General features: G+C 42.9%; 15 protein-coding genes. 12 read left to right on the plus strand and 3 right to left on the minus strand.

Annotated features, from left to right (window positions below; genetic code table 11):
- Window positions 1–5: 5 nt before the first annotated feature.
- Window positions 6–971, minus strand: a complete 966-nt coding sequence (locus NV379_RS18730) for a class I SAM-dependent methyltransferase (RefSeq protein ID WP_258208866.1) — start codon at window positions 969–971, stop codon at window positions 6–8.
- Between the two features lie 224 nt (window positions 972–1,195).
- Here NV379_RS18730 and deoC point away from each other — a divergent pair, with 224 nt between their 5' ends.
- From deoC to nhaC, 6 genes are all read left to right on the plus strand, one after another.
- On the plus strand, window positions 1,196–1,873 hold the full coding sequence (deoC, locus tag NV379_RS18735; protein WP_258208867.1) for a deoxyribose-phosphate aldolase: 678 nt from the start codon (window positions 1,196–1,198) through the stop codon (window positions 1,871–1,873).
- A gap of 81 nt (window positions 1,874–1,954) precedes the next feature.
- Window positions 1,955–2,380: a Ger(x)C family spore germination C-terminal domain-containing protein gene (locus NV379_RS18740; protein ID WP_258208868.1), complete on the plus strand. Its 426-nt coding sequence runs from the start codon at window positions 1,955–1,957 to the stop codon at window positions 2,378–2,380.
- A gap of 170 nt (window positions 2,381–2,550) precedes the next feature.
- Window positions 2,551–3,999, plus strand: a complete 1,449-nt coding sequence (locus tag NV379_RS18745) for a spore germination protein (protein ID WP_258208869.1) — start codon at window positions 2,551–2,553, stop codon at window positions 3,997–3,999.
- Complete coding sequence (locus NV379_RS18750; protein WP_258208870.1) at window positions 3,996–5,084, plus strand: GerAB/ArcD/ProY family transporter; 1,089 nt, start codon at window positions 3,996–3,998, stop codon at window positions 5,082–5,084. Before NV379_RS18745 ends, NV379_RS18750 begins: the two co-directional genes overlap by 4 nt.
- Window positions 5,081–6,220, plus strand: a complete 1,140-nt coding sequence (locus NV379_RS18755) for a Ger(x)C family spore germination protein (RefSeq protein ID WP_258208871.1) — start codon at window positions 5,081–5,083, stop codon at window positions 6,218–6,220. Before NV379_RS18750 ends, NV379_RS18755 begins: the two co-directional genes overlap by 4 nt.
- A 145-nt stretch (window positions 6,221–6,365) precedes the next feature.
- Window positions 6,366–7,760: a Na+/H+ antiporter NhaC gene (nhaC, locus tag NV379_RS18760; RefSeq protein ID WP_258208872.1), complete on the plus strand. Its 1,395-nt coding sequence runs from the start codon at window positions 6,366–6,368 to the stop codon at window positions 7,758–7,760.
- Here nhaC and NV379_RS18765 read toward each other — a convergent pair.
- A complete protein-coding gene (locus NV379_RS18765; RefSeq protein WP_258208873.1) occupies window positions 7,720–9,453 on the minus strand; it encodes a DUF2339 domain-containing protein in 1,734 nt (577 codons plus the stop codon). The two genes, nhaC and NV379_RS18765, sit on opposite strands and share 41 nt — an antisense overlap.
- 127 nt (window positions 9,454–9,580) lie before the next feature.
- Here NV379_RS18765 and NV379_RS18770 point away from each other — a divergent pair, with 127 nt between their 5' ends.
- The 6 genes from NV379_RS18770 to gcvPB all read left to right on the plus strand — a co-directional run bounded on the left by NV379_RS18770 (window position 9,581) and on the right by gcvPB (window position 17,460).
- Window positions 9,581–10,009 carry a CBS domain-containing protein gene (locus NV379_RS18770; protein WP_258208874.1) on the plus strand — a complete coding sequence of 143 codons (429 nt, stop codon included), beginning with the start codon at window positions 9,581–9,583 and terminating at the stop codon, window positions 10,007–10,009.
- 3 nt (window positions 10,010–10,012) lie between these two features.
- Complete coding sequence (locus tag NV379_RS18775; RefSeq protein ID WP_258208875.1) at window positions 10,013–10,639, plus strand: 3'-5' exonuclease; 627 nt, start codon at window positions 10,013–10,015, stop codon at window positions 10,637–10,639.
- Window positions 10,640–10,806: 167 nt separating this feature from the next.
- Window positions 10,807–13,104, plus strand: coding sequence for a bifunctional 2',3'-cyclic-nucleotide 2'-phosphodiesterase/3'-nucleotidase (locus NV379_RS18780; RefSeq protein WP_373426127.1), 2,298 nt, complete (start codon window positions 10,807–10,809; stop codon window positions 13,102–13,104).
- A 175-nt stretch (window positions 13,105–13,279) separates the two neighbouring features.
- Window positions 13,280–14,062 (plus strand): SDR family NAD(P)-dependent oxidoreductase, encoded by a 783-nt coding sequence (locus tag NV379_RS18785; RefSeq protein WP_258208876.1) that lies wholly within the window; start codon window positions 13,280–13,282, stop codon window positions 14,060–14,062.
- A gap of 414 nt (window positions 14,063–14,476) precedes the next feature.
- The gene (gcvPA, locus tag NV379_RS18790; protein ID WP_258208877.1) at window positions 14,477–15,895 is read left to right on the plus strand and encodes an aminomethyl-transferring glycine dehydrogenase subunit GcvPA; all 1,419 of its coding nucleotides are present in this window, start codon (window positions 14,477–14,479) and stop codon (window positions 15,893–15,895) included.
- Complete coding sequence (gene gcvPB, locus NV379_RS18795; RefSeq protein ID WP_258208878.1) at window positions 15,895–17,460, plus strand: aminomethyl-transferring glycine dehydrogenase subunit GcvPB; 1,566 nt, start codon at window positions 15,895–15,897, stop codon at window positions 17,458–17,460. Before gcvPA ends, gcvPB begins: the two co-directional genes overlap by 1 nt.
- On the opposite strand, the gene NV379_RS18800 is transcribed toward gcvPB, so the two are convergent.
- Complete coding sequence (locus tag NV379_RS18800; protein WP_258208879.1) at window positions 17,461–18,195, minus strand: GNAT family N-acetyltransferase; 735 nt, start codon at window positions 18,193–18,195, stop codon at window positions 17,461–17,463. It abuts the gene before it with no gap.
- Window positions 18,196–18,254: the final 59 nt, after the last annotated feature.

The raw sequence follows: 18,254 nt of genomic DNA on the forward strand, positions 1-18,254 counted from the left end.
GACGACTATCGTTTCCTTGTCGTGATTTTGGCGAATCCACTGCCTTGAATGAGATATTCAATCCAAGCGTCAAGCTTCGAATTTCCCGATTTGGCGACGGAAGCAGGCGTTAGGATGTTGCCGTAAATGTCCCGCAGACTATTCAATAAGTATTGGCTACAATGCTGAATAACCATATCGGCGGCTTGCCTGGAATTAAAGCTATCAATTTCAGCAAAGGCTTCACAGAACTCTTTTCCCCAAAACTCACTAGTGAGAATATTGTTGATGTTGAGCATCGGTCGGATCGGCCACGGATAAGCTCCAATAATGTCAAAGTGCGGGTTAAATCGCATGAGAATATCGTCCAACGTTTCGATGCCGATATGTCCTTCCATATAGACATACTTGCGGACAATATCATCGGGATCTTTCGGATTACAGTTCATATAGTTCACATACCCCATCTCAATTCCATGAAATCCTTGTCCGCCTGGCTTTGTTACTCGGTGAATTTCCGCAATGATCTGATCCTTGCTTCTAAACTCCACATGTCCGAAGAAGTCCATCGTATACACAAAGTCGAAGTAGTTACTCTCATATGGGAGGCTTGTTACAACATCGTATGCTATGACATGGTCAAAGTCGTTTTGCTTCGCAACTTCAATGCACGTCGCACTCATATCGACCCCATATAATTCAATATGAGGCACATAAGCTTTGAGCCTAGCACCGATTGTTCCTGAACCACAGCCAATTTCTAATACTTTGATCGTTTCATTATTACCTCTTTCTGCAATAAAGTTGTGCAGAGCTTCGTGTAGTGCCGCTGATTTTTGAAAAATGATCGTTTGTTTTGTTGCCAAACTTTCTTTGCCAACGACTGTTTTTACAGGGGTATGCGCGAATCGATTCTCGTAATATTCGGCTGGATTTAATTCAAATCGCTCATAGGTAACTTCGTCTTTGGTTAGGGATACTCTATCATTCAATTCTCTCACCTCTATTAAATTGTGCATTCTATAATCTATTCGCTAGGCTAGAGATTCGTAACAGGTGTTGTTGTCATAGCAGGATAGTCGGTTAGAATTTTACATTAGTTCATAGGTTCGTTTACAAATGTTCACGCAGTTGTTATAGTAGGTTTAGATGTTTGTGGACATGCTTCAAGATGGAGAATATGCATATAAAGCGTTTAAATTGGAGGAATTCAATCATGAATAAAGAGCAAATTGCAAAGTTAATCGACCATACATTACTCAAAGCGGATGCGACGAAAGCTGCGATCATTCAGCTTGCTGAAGAAGCGAAACAGTATCGCTTTGCATCCGTATGTGTGAATCCTGCGAATGTAGCAACTGCATATGAAGTATTGAAAGACACACCCGAAGTAAAGGTATGTACAGTAATCGGTTTCCCGCTTGGTGCATCCACACCTGAGACGAAAGCATTCGAGACGAAGGATGCAATTGAGAAAGGTGCGACTGAAGTGGATATGGTTATTAATATTGGCGCATTGAAAGACAAGAATGATGAGCTTGTAGAACGTGATATTCGTGCGGTTGTTGAAGCGGCTAAAGGTAAGGCATTGACGAAAGTTATCATTGAATCTTGCTTACTTACGGATGAAGAGAAAGTTCGTGCATGTCAGTTGTCCGTTAAAGCAGGAGCTGATTTCGTTAAAACCTCCACAGGCTTCTCAACTGGTGGCGCAACAGCAGCAGACATTAAGCTTATGCGTGAGACAGTTGGACCAGACGTTGGCGTGAAAGCTTCTGGAGGTATTCGCAGTTATGCGGACGTCGCGGCAATGGTAGAAGCGGGTGCTTCGCGTATTGGCGCAAGCGCAGGCATTGCGATTGTAAACGGCGGCGAATCCAGTTCTTCTTATTAGAATAAGAACGATATTAAAGACAGGACTATCCTTTGATCGATCGGATCAAAGGATAGTCCTTTTTGATTTACAATCCTCATCTTGCATAAAATCCCACAATTTGCGAAAGGTACGGATATTATTAGAAGGAATCGGATTGCGTTTCAAGCTGACGCGGTTGATTTAAAGACAAAGACTAAATATGAGAATGGCCATTTCGTGTTTGATTTAAAAATTAAAATGCATATCGAAATTACGGAGAAATCATTTCCTTCCAACTTAAGTGATATCAATGTGGATAAAGAGCTCGAGAAACAAATGGAGCAGGAACTAACTCGAAGATTTCAGCAAATGATTACGAAGGCTCAAGATGAGAGGCTTGATCCTTTTGGGTATGGAGCGTATGCGAGGGCGTATTTGCATTCAGAGTGGAAGAAAGTGCAAGACAATTGGGACGAGGAGTTTGCTAGAGCGAAAGTGAACATTTATACAGACGTTAAGATAATGGGCGTGGGTACTACCCAATAGTCTAGTTCAGTCTTTGAAGTTAATTTTCAGAGGCTTTTTTTAATTAGCTTTTGTATGCTAATTAATGCTAATTCAAGTATCTGCAATAATTTCTCAATTCATCTTTTTCATAAATAGGAAGGCTCTGTCAAATAATAAGGATCACCAATCACGTAGAAAGGATGATCAATATGACTGGCATATCCGCACAGCTTGAAGACAATGTAACACAATTGAAAAATAGATTGACGAAGACACCTGATCTCATTGTGAAGTGGATTGGGGATGATAAGCCCGTCTATGTCATTGCTTACATTGCTTGTTTGACGGATATGAATGCAATTAATAACAACGTCTTTGATCCTCTGCAAAAAGGGCTTGAGAAGAAACAGTCCTTGTTCATCGGGATTGGCGAGCATCGTGCGGTTAAAGATTGGCAGGAAATTGAAAAATCGATTCTTCACGGTAATAGCGTTATGTTCGTTGCAGACAAAAGTGAAGCTTATGTACTTGGCACCAAAGGTTGGCCGCAACGTTCGATAGAAGACCCGCAGCTAGAAGCCTCACTTAAAGGCGCGCATCAAGGTTTTATTGAGACAGCGAGTCAGAATATCGCTTTAATTCGTCGATACATCCCGAATCGACAGTTGAAAATTGAGGAGTTAACCGTTGGGGAGAGAAGTGAGACCAAAGTCTCGATTCTTTACTTGGAAGATGTAGCGAATCCTGAAATCTTAGAGCGGCTGAAACAACGGATCAATGACGTTGATGTGGATGCGATCATTAACTCAGGAGAACTTGCCGAGTTTATTGAAGATGCCTCCTACTCTCCTTTTCCTCAGCTGATTTTAACGGAACGTCCAGATAGTGCTTCATCACAAATCTTGCAAGGTCGGTTTGTGGTCATTGTGGATCGTTCACCAAGCGTCATCATCGGCCCAACGTCGTTCATTTCGTATTTTCAAAGTGTTGATGACTATAGCATGCGCTGGCTAAGTTCATCCTTTATACGTTTGCTTCGTATGTTTGCATTCTTCTTAGGATTGTTTCTTCCGGCTATTTATATCTCATTTATTTCGTACAACTTCGAAGTTATTCCAATTCAACTCATTCTATCAATTGCCGAGACGCGGTCACGTGTGCCGTTTCACCCTTTTCTCGAAGCTCTCATTATGGAGCTTACTTTAGAGATGCTGCGAGAAGCAGGGATTCGTCTGCCCTCCCCTATTGGACAAACTGTGGGTCTAGTTGGAGGTATCGTAATTGGCCAAACCGCTGTGCAGACTGGGCTTGTAAGTAATATTATGGTTATCGTCGTTGCCTCTACAGCGATTGCGACGTTTATCATTCCGAATTATGACATGGGTACGGCCGTTCGATTGTTACGGTTTCCGATGATGATAGTGGCGTACTTCTTCGGTATTATTGGCATCATTGTAGGTGCGATGATTATATTCGGACATCTTTGTTCTCTGCAATCACTTGGCACCTCCTATGGCAGTCCATTTGCACCTGTTCATTTTCGAGATTGGAAAGATACGATCATACGTGTCCCGCTTAAGATGATGATCAGGCGTCCGCGTGGATCACAACCGCTGCAGGAGGTCAAACAGAGAAGAAGGAAGGGAGATTCCAATTGAAGAAGCTGCCCATATCGTTCTTACAATTTGTCCTGCTTGTGCATGGGATGCAGGTGGGGACAGGTATCCTATCGTTGCCGCGTTTACTTGCTGAAGAGGCGGGTACGGATGGATGGATTTCTATTATTCTAGCTTGGCTCCTGAACTCCACATTCAGTGTTCTGATCGTCCTTGTCATGAGACAATACCCGAATGATTCGCTTTCTGAGCTGTTTATCCGATTGTTCGGGAAGATTAGCGGCAAAATCCTGATTATCCCGATTCTTTTTCATTTTATCTACTTTGGTTGGAACATTTGGCTCAATACGTCTTTATATGTCAAAGAATACTTTCTACCTACGACCAACATCGCATCCATCATGTTCATTATCGGGGTTCCGATTTATTTTATTGGCAGTAAGCATATCCAAGTCATTGCACGTTACTCGCAGCTTATTTTTTATATGACGATCTGGATGTCCCTCGTGATGTTATTCCCATTGAAGGAAGCCCACTACATCCATTTGGTTCCGGTGCTAAAAGAAGGGATAATGCCTGTAATCAAGGGGATTGTTCCGACGGTTTATTCGTTTCTCGGATATGAAGTTGTATATTTCGTATATCCTCATTTGAAGCAGAAGGAATTAGCGATCAAAGGCGTACTCATTGCCAGTACACTGACGATGATGATTTATGTGTTTGTAACACTGGTCTGCTTCGTTTATTTCAGCCCATATGAGATTAGCTCTTATTATCAGCCGGTATTGATTTTACTAAAAGTCGTTGAGTTTCGATTCTTAGAACGTTTCGATATTATTTTCCTTGCCTTCTACTTGCTAGTCGTTTCCAAAGCCATGATTCCGTACACGTCCACGATGGCAGCGGGTACAGCACAGCTACTTGGGATACATAGCCACAAATGGATTGTATTCATTTACATAGTGGCAGCTTTGATCTTCACATACTTTATGCAACCTTCATGGATGAATAGTGAAGAGTGGATGAAGTGGGCGGGCTACAGCGGCATTATCGTTTCGTATTGTTTACCCATCATGCTACTGATCTATATTTATTTTTATAAAATGGCTAGGAGGAAAGTGGCATGAAACTTCGATTAGTCACGATCCTTGTTCTATTCATATGTTCCAGTATGCTCACGGGTTGCAGAGATACGACCATCATTGAGAATTTGACACTTACCTTAGTAATTGGCATGGATCTTAATGAGAAGAACGAGCTTATCGTGTCACAATCAAGCCCAGTGTTTAATAAAGAAGCGGTAGATAAAGAAGAAGAACAAGAGGTGAAGACCAAGACATCAAGAGCGGGGCGTAATAAGTTTGATATGGCCTCAGATGGACTTTCAAGTGGGGGTAAAGCACAGGTCGTGCTAGTCGGTAAACGATTGTTGCAGAATCCCAATTGGAATGTGCTGCTGGATTCCTTTTATCGAGATGCGAAGAATACGATCACTTCACGCCTTGTTATGGTGGATGGTGATGTTTCGGGGGTCATCCGAGCTGTTCCTAAAGATAAGCCTCGATTGCCGATTTTTTTATCCAAAATGATCGATTCGGCGAACCTGCGTAACGAGACGGTCAAGACGACCTTGCAAGATTTTCATCGACAATTAAAGGAGAAAGGAACAACGGCGACTTTGACAGTCGTTAAGCTGGACGACACAGATGGCACTAATGTGCGCGTCACAGGTACTGGACTTTTGGATTCCAAAGGACGCTATGTCACTACAGTAGGTCCGAACGAAACAAAGATGATCTATATGTTGCAAAAGCGACTAAGCGGTAAATTTCCATTTACCATTCTCCTTCCAGAATTGGAGAAAACGAATAAGGTTGTGGACACACGTTATATCAGTATAGAGGCACAGAATATCAAAGTTAAGCACAAGGTGACTTATGCGGATGGAAAGTTTCATATTGATGTGTCTTTAAAAATGGGAGCAACGATCCCGGAGATGTTCTTTCCATACAACACCTCTGTACTTGACGGAGATTCTCCACTAGAGAGGCAAATTGAACGTGAAATATCGAATATGTTTACGAAATTTATTAAGAAGACACAAGAACTACACATTGATCCTGTAGGTTTTGGGTTATATGCAAGAGCGTATACCTATTCGGAGTGGAAGAAGGTACAGGATAACTGGGTAGATGCATTTTCTCGCGCAGAAGTAACGGTATCAACGGATATCAAAATTCAAAGTGCAGGGATTGTGAAATAATATCCAATTTTTGATGTTTGACAGACTACCCCCTCTCCTATATATTTTGCTATTATACTTAACCGCACAAAAGCATAAAAGCGTAGAAGCTTAAAAGTATAAAAGATATAATATGTATAGAGAGATTTGAGGGGGCAAGAGCAGCATGAATAAGCAGCTTAGTTTTGGTCAAAGTGTTGCCCTATTTATAGGGATAATTGTGTTATTGTTCGTTTCCATGTTTGTGATGAAGTCAGAGCCGCATATTCCACTCCTTGCAGGTACAGCGATTGTGGCAACCTGTCTGCATCTGTTTGGATTTAGTTGGAAAGAGCTTGAGGAAGCGATACTTAAAGGGATACGTTCAGCAATTATGCCAATTATTATTCTTGGATTAATTGGGATTTTAATTGCAGTATGGATGATGAGCGGCACGGTGCCGACGATTCTATATGTTGGACTTGAATACATTAATCCACAGCATTTTGCGATAAGTGCACTCTTTATTACGATTATCGTCTCGATGTTTACGGGCAGCTCATTCACAACGGTTAGTACGGTTGGGGTTGCACTCATGGGAATGGCGATTGCGATGGGTGTGAATCCGGTTCTAGCAGCGGGCGCTGTTATAAGCGGGGCATGTTTAGGGGATAAGATGTCGCCGTTATCCGATACAACAAGTTTTGCACCAGCGGTAGCAGGTGTTCAGTTGTTTACACATATTCAGAACATGCTTTACACGACGATTCCTGCTTTATTTCTTACCATTATCTTCTTTATTTTTGTACCACAGACTGGTGGAGCTACCAGCAGTTCCATTATGGAGATGCAGCAAGCGCTGCAAGCTAGTTTCCATATTCACATTCTTACGATTCTATCACCTGCAGTTGTTCTTTACTGTTCCATTCGTCGTAAGCCTATCATTCCAACTCTAGCAGTCGGAATTGTTAGTGGTTTGCTAGTCGCTTTGTTCGTGCAGGGAGAGACATCTGTGTCTACTTGGTTTCAAGTGATGCAAAATGGTTATAAAGGCGAAGTATCAAGTGATCTCGTCGCTTCTATCGTTCATCGTGGCGGTTTACAATCGATGCTTTCTTCTATTTCACTGATTTTGATTGCTCTTGCTCTTGGCGGCTTGCTCCAGCATTGTGGCGTGATTCGCGCAGTGTTTGAGCGTTTTGTTCAACCACTGCGCAATCCAAGCCATATTGTACTTGCTTCTGGCTCTTCGGCCATTGCTGTTAATGCATTAACAGGTGAGCAGTACTTATCGATTTTGCTACCAGGACAGATGTTTAAAGAAGAATTCAGCAGACGTCAGATTCCGCTGCGTACACTGTCTCGAACACTTGAAGATTGCGGAACATTGATTAACCCTCTCATTCCATGGGGTGTGAGTGGTGCCTTTTTTGCCGTAACACTCGGTGTACCTGTCGTTGAATACATCCCTTACGCTATATTCTTATGGGTGTCGCCTCTTATTACGTTCTCATATGCATACTTGCCGAAACTCAAGCGAATCAGTCTTGGGGATGCTCTTCAATCGAAGTCGTCTTCATAACGACTGGTGGTTCGCCTTTACGTCTATAGTACAGTCTTGAAAGTGCAATCCCGACACTGCCAAGTGCGATGAATAGGATAGCTCGAATGGCAGTTGACACGAATGGCAGATCAACAAAGATCATTTTGGCTAATGTGATGAATAGGAACACAATTCCAGAGATACGCAGAACTTTCTTTTTATAGACGACACCAATTACGACAATGATAATCGTACACGCGATCCAAACCGTCGATAAGATAAGATGTTGGTAGTCTTTAGAGACAGGTTTACTTAGCACACTCGTAATTTGCGAGATAAGAATTATAGAGGCAGCTCCTACTCCCCATAACAAGTACGGTTGAATGGGTGTATAAAGGGAGCTGTCTTTTATTCGTGTAACGAACACATACATGCCGAGAAGACTCAAGATCAATACTAGCCAAGATAACGTCATGCTAGAGAATACTTCGGATATGGGTTTTTCGAAACATAATAGAAAACCAATGAGATAAACGACACTGCCGGTTACTTGTTGGAGTTTCGTAAGAAGTTTCATACCGAGCATAATCGTCAGCATACCCTTAATGAGAAGCACAATGGCTAGATTACTGCCATCCAGCACATGGACGAGCCATAAGAATACCGCGAATGATGCGATCGTGATATGAGCGGATGCGTTCTTTTGAACAGAATGGAGCCAATACGCAGCAACCACATAGATGAAGCCCCACGTAAGTATCATCGTCTGATATACCCCTGAGAATCGAATACCGTAAAGTCCACCCATCCATAACACTAACAACGAGAAGCCGATAAACAAGGAAACATATTGATTCACTTTTTGATGCTTTTTCTGGAAAGTAAATAAAGCGAATAGGACGAGATGATGGATCATAACAGCAATAATGAATGCAGTACGACTCTCCATGTGATTGCTTATGATATAGCCGATGACTAGTGGAATATGAACACTTAGTGCGGTGTAGTAAGCTCCCCAGTACTGGAATCGATAAGCGAGAATAATCATCGCACTAGAGAATACAGCTTCAAAACCAGCGAACATCCAGATGTTCGGGTCATCAGATTTAATCAAGAACGGAATCAAATATCCACCAAGTAAGGAAACAATAATAAGCGCTTGTGATTGGTGGCGCAGGGACAACCAGATACTTAGTGCAATTGTAAGTATGTACAAGATAAATGCAGCCCACGATGGTGTGTAGTCATAGAGCATATGTGCGGCGAACAAGGTAAGCATCAAGATGGCAACTGATCCACCTAACAACACTTTACCGAGTGCAAAGCGCTCTGCTTTGATTTGCTTCTCACCTTGCCAGAATAAGAGTGCAGTTGCGATAAGTCCCAGTAGGACGCGCACAGGTTCGGTAATGATACCTGCATTTACTGCGGCAGTGAAACCCCATAGCACACCAAGTAACAGGACAACAATGAAGATGCGCGGCAGCCATACTTTGGCGAAGTGCTGCTCCCAATCTGTATTCGCCTTTTTAACCTGTGGCGTTGTAGTCATGCGGACTGGTCCTTGTGTGATCGGTTTCGCCTGCTTGATTTCGGCTTGCAGAATAGTTGGCTTCTTGCTAGGAACAACAGGACTTGATACGGGTTCTCTTTCTTGCTTCAGTTCTTTGATCTGATTTTCTAGTAATGCGATCCTTTTCTCTAATTGATCAATACGATTATTTAGTTCCACGTATAGCCATTCCCCCTTAATCATGAGTACCATCCATAAATAACCATATCATGAAAGCAGAATGAAGCATATATGTTGAATATGATATAATAGTTCTCGTACTTCACAAGAAGGAGATTTTTGTACTATGAATATTGCATTCTTTTTATTACCGAAACTTGAAGTTGTCTGCATTACAAACCAATATACATTGCGTCAGACATTAGAGAAGATGGAACACCATAGATATACAGCAATCCCGATACTTGATGATCATGGCAAATACATAGGCACGATTACAGAAGGTGATTTGCTCTGGTTCTTCAAGAATAATGAGGGGATGTCGCTTGATAACGCACACCGTCGTTCGATTCAAGAAGTGCCGATGCGTGTAGATAATCGCGCCGTACGTATTGATGCGAATATGGATGATCTGATTCGTCTAGCGAAGGTGCAGAACTTTGTTCCAGTTGTAGATGATTCCGATAATTTTATTGGGATTGTTAGAAGAAGCGACATCATTGATTATTGTGCGAGCAAGATGTTTGTGTTAGAGCATAACTCGGAGGTCGGTTAACCGATGTTTACAAATTTGACGATACTCGATTTTGAGACGACTGGACTTGATCCGATGCGAGATCGGGTTATTGAGATTGCGGCTATTCGTGTGATGGATGGTAAAGTGGTCAGCGAGTTCAGCACACTTGTCCAATACGAAGGTAAACTCTCGTCTAAGATTACTGAAATCACGGGACTAACCGATGAGGATTTACGCTATGGGATGGATGAACTCACGGCGTTTAAGATTCTCAATCGGTTCTTGGGTGATAACGTAATCGTGGCACACAATGCAGCGTTCGATCTTAGCTTCCTTCATCATTCTTTAAAAAGATTAGCGGGCCGCTCTTTCAACAACTCGTTCCTCGACACCTTAACGATTAGTCGTGATCGCACATTCTATCCGTATACATTAAGTGAAACTTGCAAGAGATTTAGTATTCCACTAGAAGGTGCTCACCGGGCACTGAATGATGTTCATGCTTGCTGGGGCTTACTAGAGAATTACTACAATGAGGGACCACTTGATGCTTACGTGAACCAGCTGGGTTACCTGCGTAAATACGGACCACCGAAATGGGTTCCGGATTATGCGAATACCGTTCCACAAGAAAATGTATACGAAGATAAGAAGAGATCTCAAGCTTAAACAAAATAAGATAATTTTCTGGCAGAAACGACGTATTTCTCATTAATTTTTTGTAAAATTGGTGACAAACGCTAAGTTTCTGTCTTTTCTATGTTGACAGAACTTTTTGATAGATTATAGTGGAGAGGTAAGAGTTTTATTAGTTTTAATTATTAGGAGGAATCACTTTGAAGAAGAAGTTCTCTTTGTCTAAAGCACTTGCCGCTACAGTATTATGTGCAGCATTAGTTCCAACAGCTGTTGTAGGAGCAGCAGACACGAAAAATCCTGAGCTTAAATTACGTATCATGGAAACAACGGATCTTCATACGAACGTGTTGAACTATGATTACTACCAAGATAAAGTAACTGATGAGTTTGGTCTTGCGAAGACTGCAACTTTGATTAAGAAACACCGTGATGCAGTGAAGAACAGCTTGCTTTTTGATAATGGAGATTTGCTTCAAGGTAACCCGCTTGGCGATGTAATGGCGAAAATTGATCCGCTTAAAGACGGTGAAACTCACCCCGTTTATAAAGCAATGAACTTGCTTGGTTATGACGCTGGTAACATTGGTAACCACGAATTCAACTATGGTTTAGATTTCTTGCAACGCAGCTTGAAAGGTTCCAAATTCCCATATGTGAATGCAAACGTATACATAGACGATAAAGATAACAACCCTGACAATGACAAGAACTACTTTACACCTTACTTGATTTTGGATCGCACATTTAAAGATGAAGCTGGTCAAGACCAGAAGCTTAAAGTCGGTGTAATCGGCTTCGTTCCTCCGCAAATTTTGAACTGGGACAAAGCAAACCTTGAAGGTAAAGTTGTAACGAAAGATATTATTGAAACAGCTAACAAATTTATCCCTCAAATGAAAAAAGAGGGCGCAGATATTATCGTAGCTATTCCTCACTCCGGTTTCGGTGTAACTGAAGCTGCAGGTAATGATGAGAATGCAACTTACTTGTTAAGTAAAGTACCTGGTATTGACACGATCCTATTCGGTCACTCCCATGTTGTATTCCCTGACCCTAAATTCGCAGTTCCTACAGATGTACAAGCAAAAGTTGACCTGAAAAAAGGTACAATCAACGGTGTTGCTGCAGTTGAGCCAGGATTCTGGGGTGACAACCTTGGTGTTGTTGACCTTAACCTAACTAAAGTAGACGGCAAATGGAAAGTGGTAGACTCCCAATCTTCCGTTGTTCCGATCTATGACAAAGCAAACAAAAAAGCTCTAGTTGATGCTGATAAAGACGTTGTAAACGCAGTGAAAGACGAGCACGAAAAAACATTGAAGTATGTTCGCGGCGCAGTAGGTCAATCCACTGCACCAATCAACAGCTACTTTGCACTTATTCAAGATGATCCATCCATTCAAATCGTAACGAACGCACAAAAATGGTATGTAGAGAAGAACATCAAAGGTACGGAGCTTGACGGTCTTCCTGTTCTTTCTGCTGGTGCACCATTCAAAGCTGGTGGTCGTGGCGGCGTGAGCTACTACACAGATATTCCTAAAGGCGACCTAGCTGTTAAGCATATGGCTGACCTTTATGTATACCCGAACACACTTAACGCAGTACTTGTAACTGGTGCTGACGTGAAGAACTGGTTAGAAAGATCCGCAGGTCAATTTAACGAAATCGATCCAAAGAAAACAGAAGAGCAACCGCTTGTGAATATTGCTTTCCCAACTTATAACTTCGACGTTCTTGATGGCGTAACATACAAGTATGACTTAACACAACCATCCAAGTATGATGATAAAGGTAAAGAAGTTAACCCGAGCGCTAATCGTGTAGTTGACTTGCAGTACAATGGTAAAGCGATTGATCCAGCTCAGAAATTCATTATCGCAACAAACAACTACCGTGCAAGCGGTGGCGGTAGCTTCCCAGGTGTAAACGCTGGTAAAGCGATCGTAATCAACTCACCAGACGAGAACCGTCAAATCGTAATTGATTACATTGCAGCTAACAAAACAATCAACCCAACGGCTGATAAGAACTGGTCCTTTATCCATAACTTTGGCAATGCGAACGTAACATTCGAAACTTCACCTAATGCGAAGACGGCAGCTGAAGCTTTCGACTACTTGAAGTATGTAGACACGAACAAAGAATCAGGATTCGCTAAATATGCAATTAAATTTGCTGATAACGTAGAAACAGCTAAGCCGGTTGAACCTGCGAAACCAACAACACCAACTACAACAGAGCCTGCTAAGCCAACTACAGAACCAGCTAAACCAACTACAGAACCAGCTAAACCTACAACACCAGAAGTAGTTGCGCCTGCTGAAAAACCAGCTCAAGCTGATCAAGTGTATGTTGTTAAAAAAGGTGATGTATTGTCCAAAATCGCGAAGCAATACGGCCTTGACTGGAATGAGCTTGCTAAATACAACAACTTGAAAAACCCACACTTGATCCACATCGGTCAAGAAATCAAAATCCCTGCTGCGAAGTAATAGCTGATTATTATTTCCCATGCAATAAAAAACGTGTAAGGACATCGTTCCTTGCACGTTTTTTTATTTGCCATCGATTCAAACAAATTGACTAGGAATTACGAACAAAATCACGTTATGAAGCGTTTGCATAATCGATATAATGAAGAAAGATGAAGGGGGCAACATATCGATTATGTCAAAATATGATGCAATTTTACGTTTAGATGGCAAAGTAACACTTGTAACAGGAGGGGCTTCTGGGATTGGTTATGCGACAGCAGAGATGCTAGCGGCATTTGGTGCGAATGTGATGGTACTTGATATTAATGAGCAGCTTGGTGCACAAGCAGCAGCAGCGATCCGTGAGCAAGGTGGACAAGCGCATTTTTATAAATGCAATGTGACATCGAATGAAGATTGTAAGACAACGGTTAGTCGTATCGCTGAAGACCATGGCAGAATAGACATTTTATTCAATAACGCAGGGGTGATTCGTCGTAAAACCGTTGTAGATCTTGAGGAGCAGGATTGGGATCTAGTAATGGATGTATCACTGAAAGGTGCTTACCTACTATCTAAGTACGCAATCCCTCATATGGCGGAAATCGGCGGTGGTAGCATCGTGAATACAGGATCAGGTTGGGGACTTAAAGGCGGCGATCAAGCAGCAGCGTACTGTGCAGCGAAGGCAGGTATCGTCAACTTAACCAAAGCAATGGCAATCGACCATGGCCCGCAGAATATTCGTGTCAACTGCGTCTGCCCAGGTGATACCGACACACCTCTTCTAAGAGAGGAAGCGAAGCAGCTCGGTAAGGAAGAAAGTTCCTTCCTCGTCTCTTCCGCATCAGGACGCCCACTTGAGCGTCTTGGTACACCAAAAGACATCGCAAGCTCAGTTCTCTTTCTCGTCAGCGATATGTCGAACTGGGTAACCGGCAGCGTATTAGTCGTCGACGGCGGTGGCTTGGCTTAATTGGTCAGTGAGTATGAGGCCGCTATGGAGACGAATCATTCTTCCGGTCGCTGTCTCAATCGTGAATCTTGAATTGAATTTATGGTATTTTCACGATTTCAAAGGCGAAAGCTACGCTCCTACAGAACGATTCGTCTCCTCCGCTAGTTTTGCATTTTTAAGCACTAATTTTGAGGTTGACTCAAGTAATTACTGGTTTTTAAGTGTGTTTTCATGCACAAAAGTTGCATGCATAGGAGAAAAGAAGGGCTGGAAGGCGAATTGTGATCGTGAAAACACCATATAATCTAATCCACTTTCACGAGAGCATTGGAGCTTGTAAGTTCTTCTTTTTTCCAAAGCACTCATCGCAGCCTTCTGCGAAGACTACTCCATAGCTCCCCCAAAAAAATAATTCAATCGAGGTGACCCATATTGGATAAGACCAAGAAGCAAGCTGCCCACCCCTATATCCCTAACACCATCCCCGAAGTCCAACGCCAAATGCTAGATGAGATCGGCGTCGACCGTATTGAGGATTTGTTCGCCATCATCCCAGATGACATCAAGCTAAACCGAATGATGAACTTACCTCCTGCTCTAACCGAGAATCAGCTTCAACGTGAAATCGAGAAGCTATTGAACAAGAACAAGAGCACCAAGGAAAAGCTCAACTTCTTAGGTGCAGGTTGCTGGCAGCACTACGTACCTGCAGTATGTGACGAGATTAATCAGCGTTCTGAGTTCGTAACCGCCTATGCAGGTGAGCCTTATGAAGACCATGGTCGCTTCCAAACTTTATTCGAATACCAAAGTTTAGTTGCCGAACTAGTGGATATGGATGTTGTGAACGTACCGACATTTGACTGGGCACAAGCCGCATCGACTGCCCTTCGGATGTCTGCACGTATAACCGGACGTAATAAATTATTACTCCCTGCCACGATTGACCGAGATAAACTTATGATCATCAACAACTACATCACACCAGACTTATCCTACACCCTTGTTGATTACAACAGTGAAACAGGCGAACTCAATCTCGACGATCTGAAGCATAAGGTAGATGCTAATACAGCAGCTGTCTATATTGAGAATCCAACCTTCCTAGGTACGATTGAATCACAAGGTGCACATATAGGTGAAATTGCACATGAGGCAGGTGCTTTATTTGTAGTTGGTGTCGATCCAAGTTCACTAGGTGTGTTGAAGCCACCAAGTCAGTATGGCGCCGATATCGTATGTGGAGACCTTCAGCCACTTGGCATGCACATGAACTACGGCGGGGGTCAAGCAGGATTCATTGCAACACATGATAAGGAACAATTTGTGATGGAGTACCCGTCTCGGTTGTTCGGGATCGCACCTACCTCTGTTGAAGGGGAGTATGGTTTTGGGGATGTTGCTTACGAACGTACATCATTCGCCCATCGTGAGACGGGCAAAGAATCAGTTGGTACACAAACCGCACTATGGGGGATTACAGCAGGTGTGTATTTAGCACTCATGGGTCCATACGGCATGCAAGAATTAGGTCAGACCATTATGCAAAAATCGCAGTATGCTGCAAGCTTACTAGATGATCTTGAAGGCGTAGAGGTGAAGTTCACAGCGCCATTTTTCAAAGAGTTTATCGTAGACTTTACGAATACAGGGCTTACTGTTGCACAAATTCATGCGAAGTTATCTGAGCAAGGTATTCAGGGCGGTAAGGATTTGTCGCTAGATTTCCCTGAACTAGGTCAATCAGCGCTTTATTGTGTGACAGAGATTCATCTACAAGATGAATTGGAATATTTGGCTGCTAGCATACAACAATGTGTATCCGCTTTACAGGAAGGAGTGAGCGTGTAATGAAACGAATTCGTCGTGATCATACAGTAAGAAACTTTCATCAAGCGAAGTGGGATGAGCCGGTTATTTTTGAATTACACAAAGCTGGTGAACGTGGAGTTCAAGTCGCTGGGGCAGAAGTAGCTATTGCAGAAACTGTCGGTGATGGGGTGTCTGCTATTCCAGATTCGATGAAACGCGCTACCCTCCCTGCTCTACCTGAAATTGGTCAAGCCAAGGTGTTGCGCCATTATTTGCGATTGTCACAAGAGACACTTGGCTCCGATCTCAATGTGGAGATCGGTCAAGGCACATGCACGATGAAATATATTCCTCGTATCAATGAGATGATGATTCGTACACCGAAGATCATGGAGCTGCATCCCCTACAAGACGTGGGAGATGTTCAAGGGATTCTCGAAGTGTTCTATCGACTCGATCTAGCGATGCGCGAAATTTCAGGGATGGATCAATTCTCTTTCCAACCGAGCAGTGGCACACAAGCTTTGCTTGCAATGGCATCTATCGTTCGTGCGTATCACGAATCTCGTGGTGAAGGGGAGCAGCGTAATGAGATTATTACGACGATCTTCTCACATCCTTCCCAAGCTGCGACTGCTGTTGTGAAAGGGTATAAGATTATTACGTTATATCCGGACAAGGACGGCTTCCCTGACATTGAAGAGTTGAAGAAAGTCGTTTCGAACCGTACTGCAGGCTTTGTTGTGGCGAATCCAGAAGATACGGGTATTTACAATCCTAGAATCAAGCAATTTACAGACCTTGTGCATGAGGCAGGAGGGATCTGTTACTATGACCAAGCGAATGCGAATGGTTTGCTTGGGGTGACGCGTGCGAAGGAAGCAGGTTTTGATATGTGCTTCTTCAATCTACATAAGACATTCGCTGCTCCACATATGTGCGGTGGTCCTGCAACGGGAGCACTTGGGGTTGTTAGTGAGTTAGTTCCCTTCTTACCAGGACCGATTGTGGATTATGATGGGAAGCAGTATCAACTCACTCGTGATTATGCGCATCCGAACAATATAGGGAAAGTGCGCAGCTTCTATGGGGTCGCACAAACCGTTCTTCGTTCCTATGCTTGGATTCGTGCGCTAGGTGCAGAAGGTTTGTTGCAAGTTGCACAGACAGCTGTACTAAACAATAACTACTTGTATCACAAAATTACGCAAATTCGTGGGGCATCAGCACCTTATGTTCAAGGAAGTCGTCTGGAGCAAGTTCGTTACAGTTGGGAGCAGATGACGAAGGAAACCGGAGTAACAACCGAAGATGTAACACGCAGAATGTGTGATTTCGGTCTGCACTACTGGACGAGTCACCATCCGTATGTCGTGCCGCAACCTTTTACACTAGAGCCAACTGAATCTTACTCCAAGGAAGACTTGGATGAGTATATTGCGGCATTGACACAAATTTCGAAGGAAGCGTATGAAACACCTGAAGTTGTGAAAAATGCGCCAACACGCAGCACCGTACATCGGATCGATGAATCTAGCTTCGATGATCCAGCCAATTGGTGTATTACTTGGAGAGCTTACCTCAAGAAGACTTCAGCGGAATAATTACGCTTGAACTCGATACCAATACGAATAACTTTCAAGATAGCCTAACTTTTCATATAAACGGAGAGCAGCAGCATTTGACTTGACGACTTGGAGATAGGAGTGGTGTGCACCATTTCTTATTCCAAAGTGGAGCAAGTTCAGAATCAGCTGCTCTCCGTATCCCTTCTTGCGGCGGTCCGCATCTGTCACGACATCGAATAACCCGATGTATCCCCTCTCGATTACAGCCATTCCACAAGCAACAGCTTGTCCTTCGTCCTTTAATATCATAAAACAAGCTTGGGGAACAAGATGCTCAAACATTCGCTTCATCGTAGGTCGATGCTGCTCACTTGCTTGTGATAGACGACAATAAGCGGAGAGCCATTCGTCCGTTACTTCTTCATAACTATCAACGGTACACAGGGAAGGTTCTCGTAAGTCCTGTAAACTTACCGTTTGAACACTTGTATGATCAACGACAGTGTACTTCCGATCTTCAAGTATGGCATCTAAGTGAGATGGATAAGTGATTGGTGTTATTTTAAAAACAGTATTCAATCCCTTGCTCGTATACAACGCTTCACAAGTCTCAATACTGCTAATAACATCCTCTGAACATCCATAAATGGGTTGAATCGAATTGGCGCGCTTCGTATATCCATCTGCAAACCGTAATACCCAACCCTCGGACAACACCGTTTCCAGTGCTGGCCAAGCATTTAAGGAACGTTCCTCTATCGATGCAATCATGGTTCGCTCTCCCCTTTTCTCATAGCAATTAATTATTTTGAATAATTATACATTTAATC

The organism is Paenibacillus radicibacter, assembly GCF_024721995.1.
GTDB lineage: Bacteria > Bacillota > Bacilli > Paenibacillales > NBRC-103111 > Paenibacillus_AM > Paenibacillus_AM radicibacter.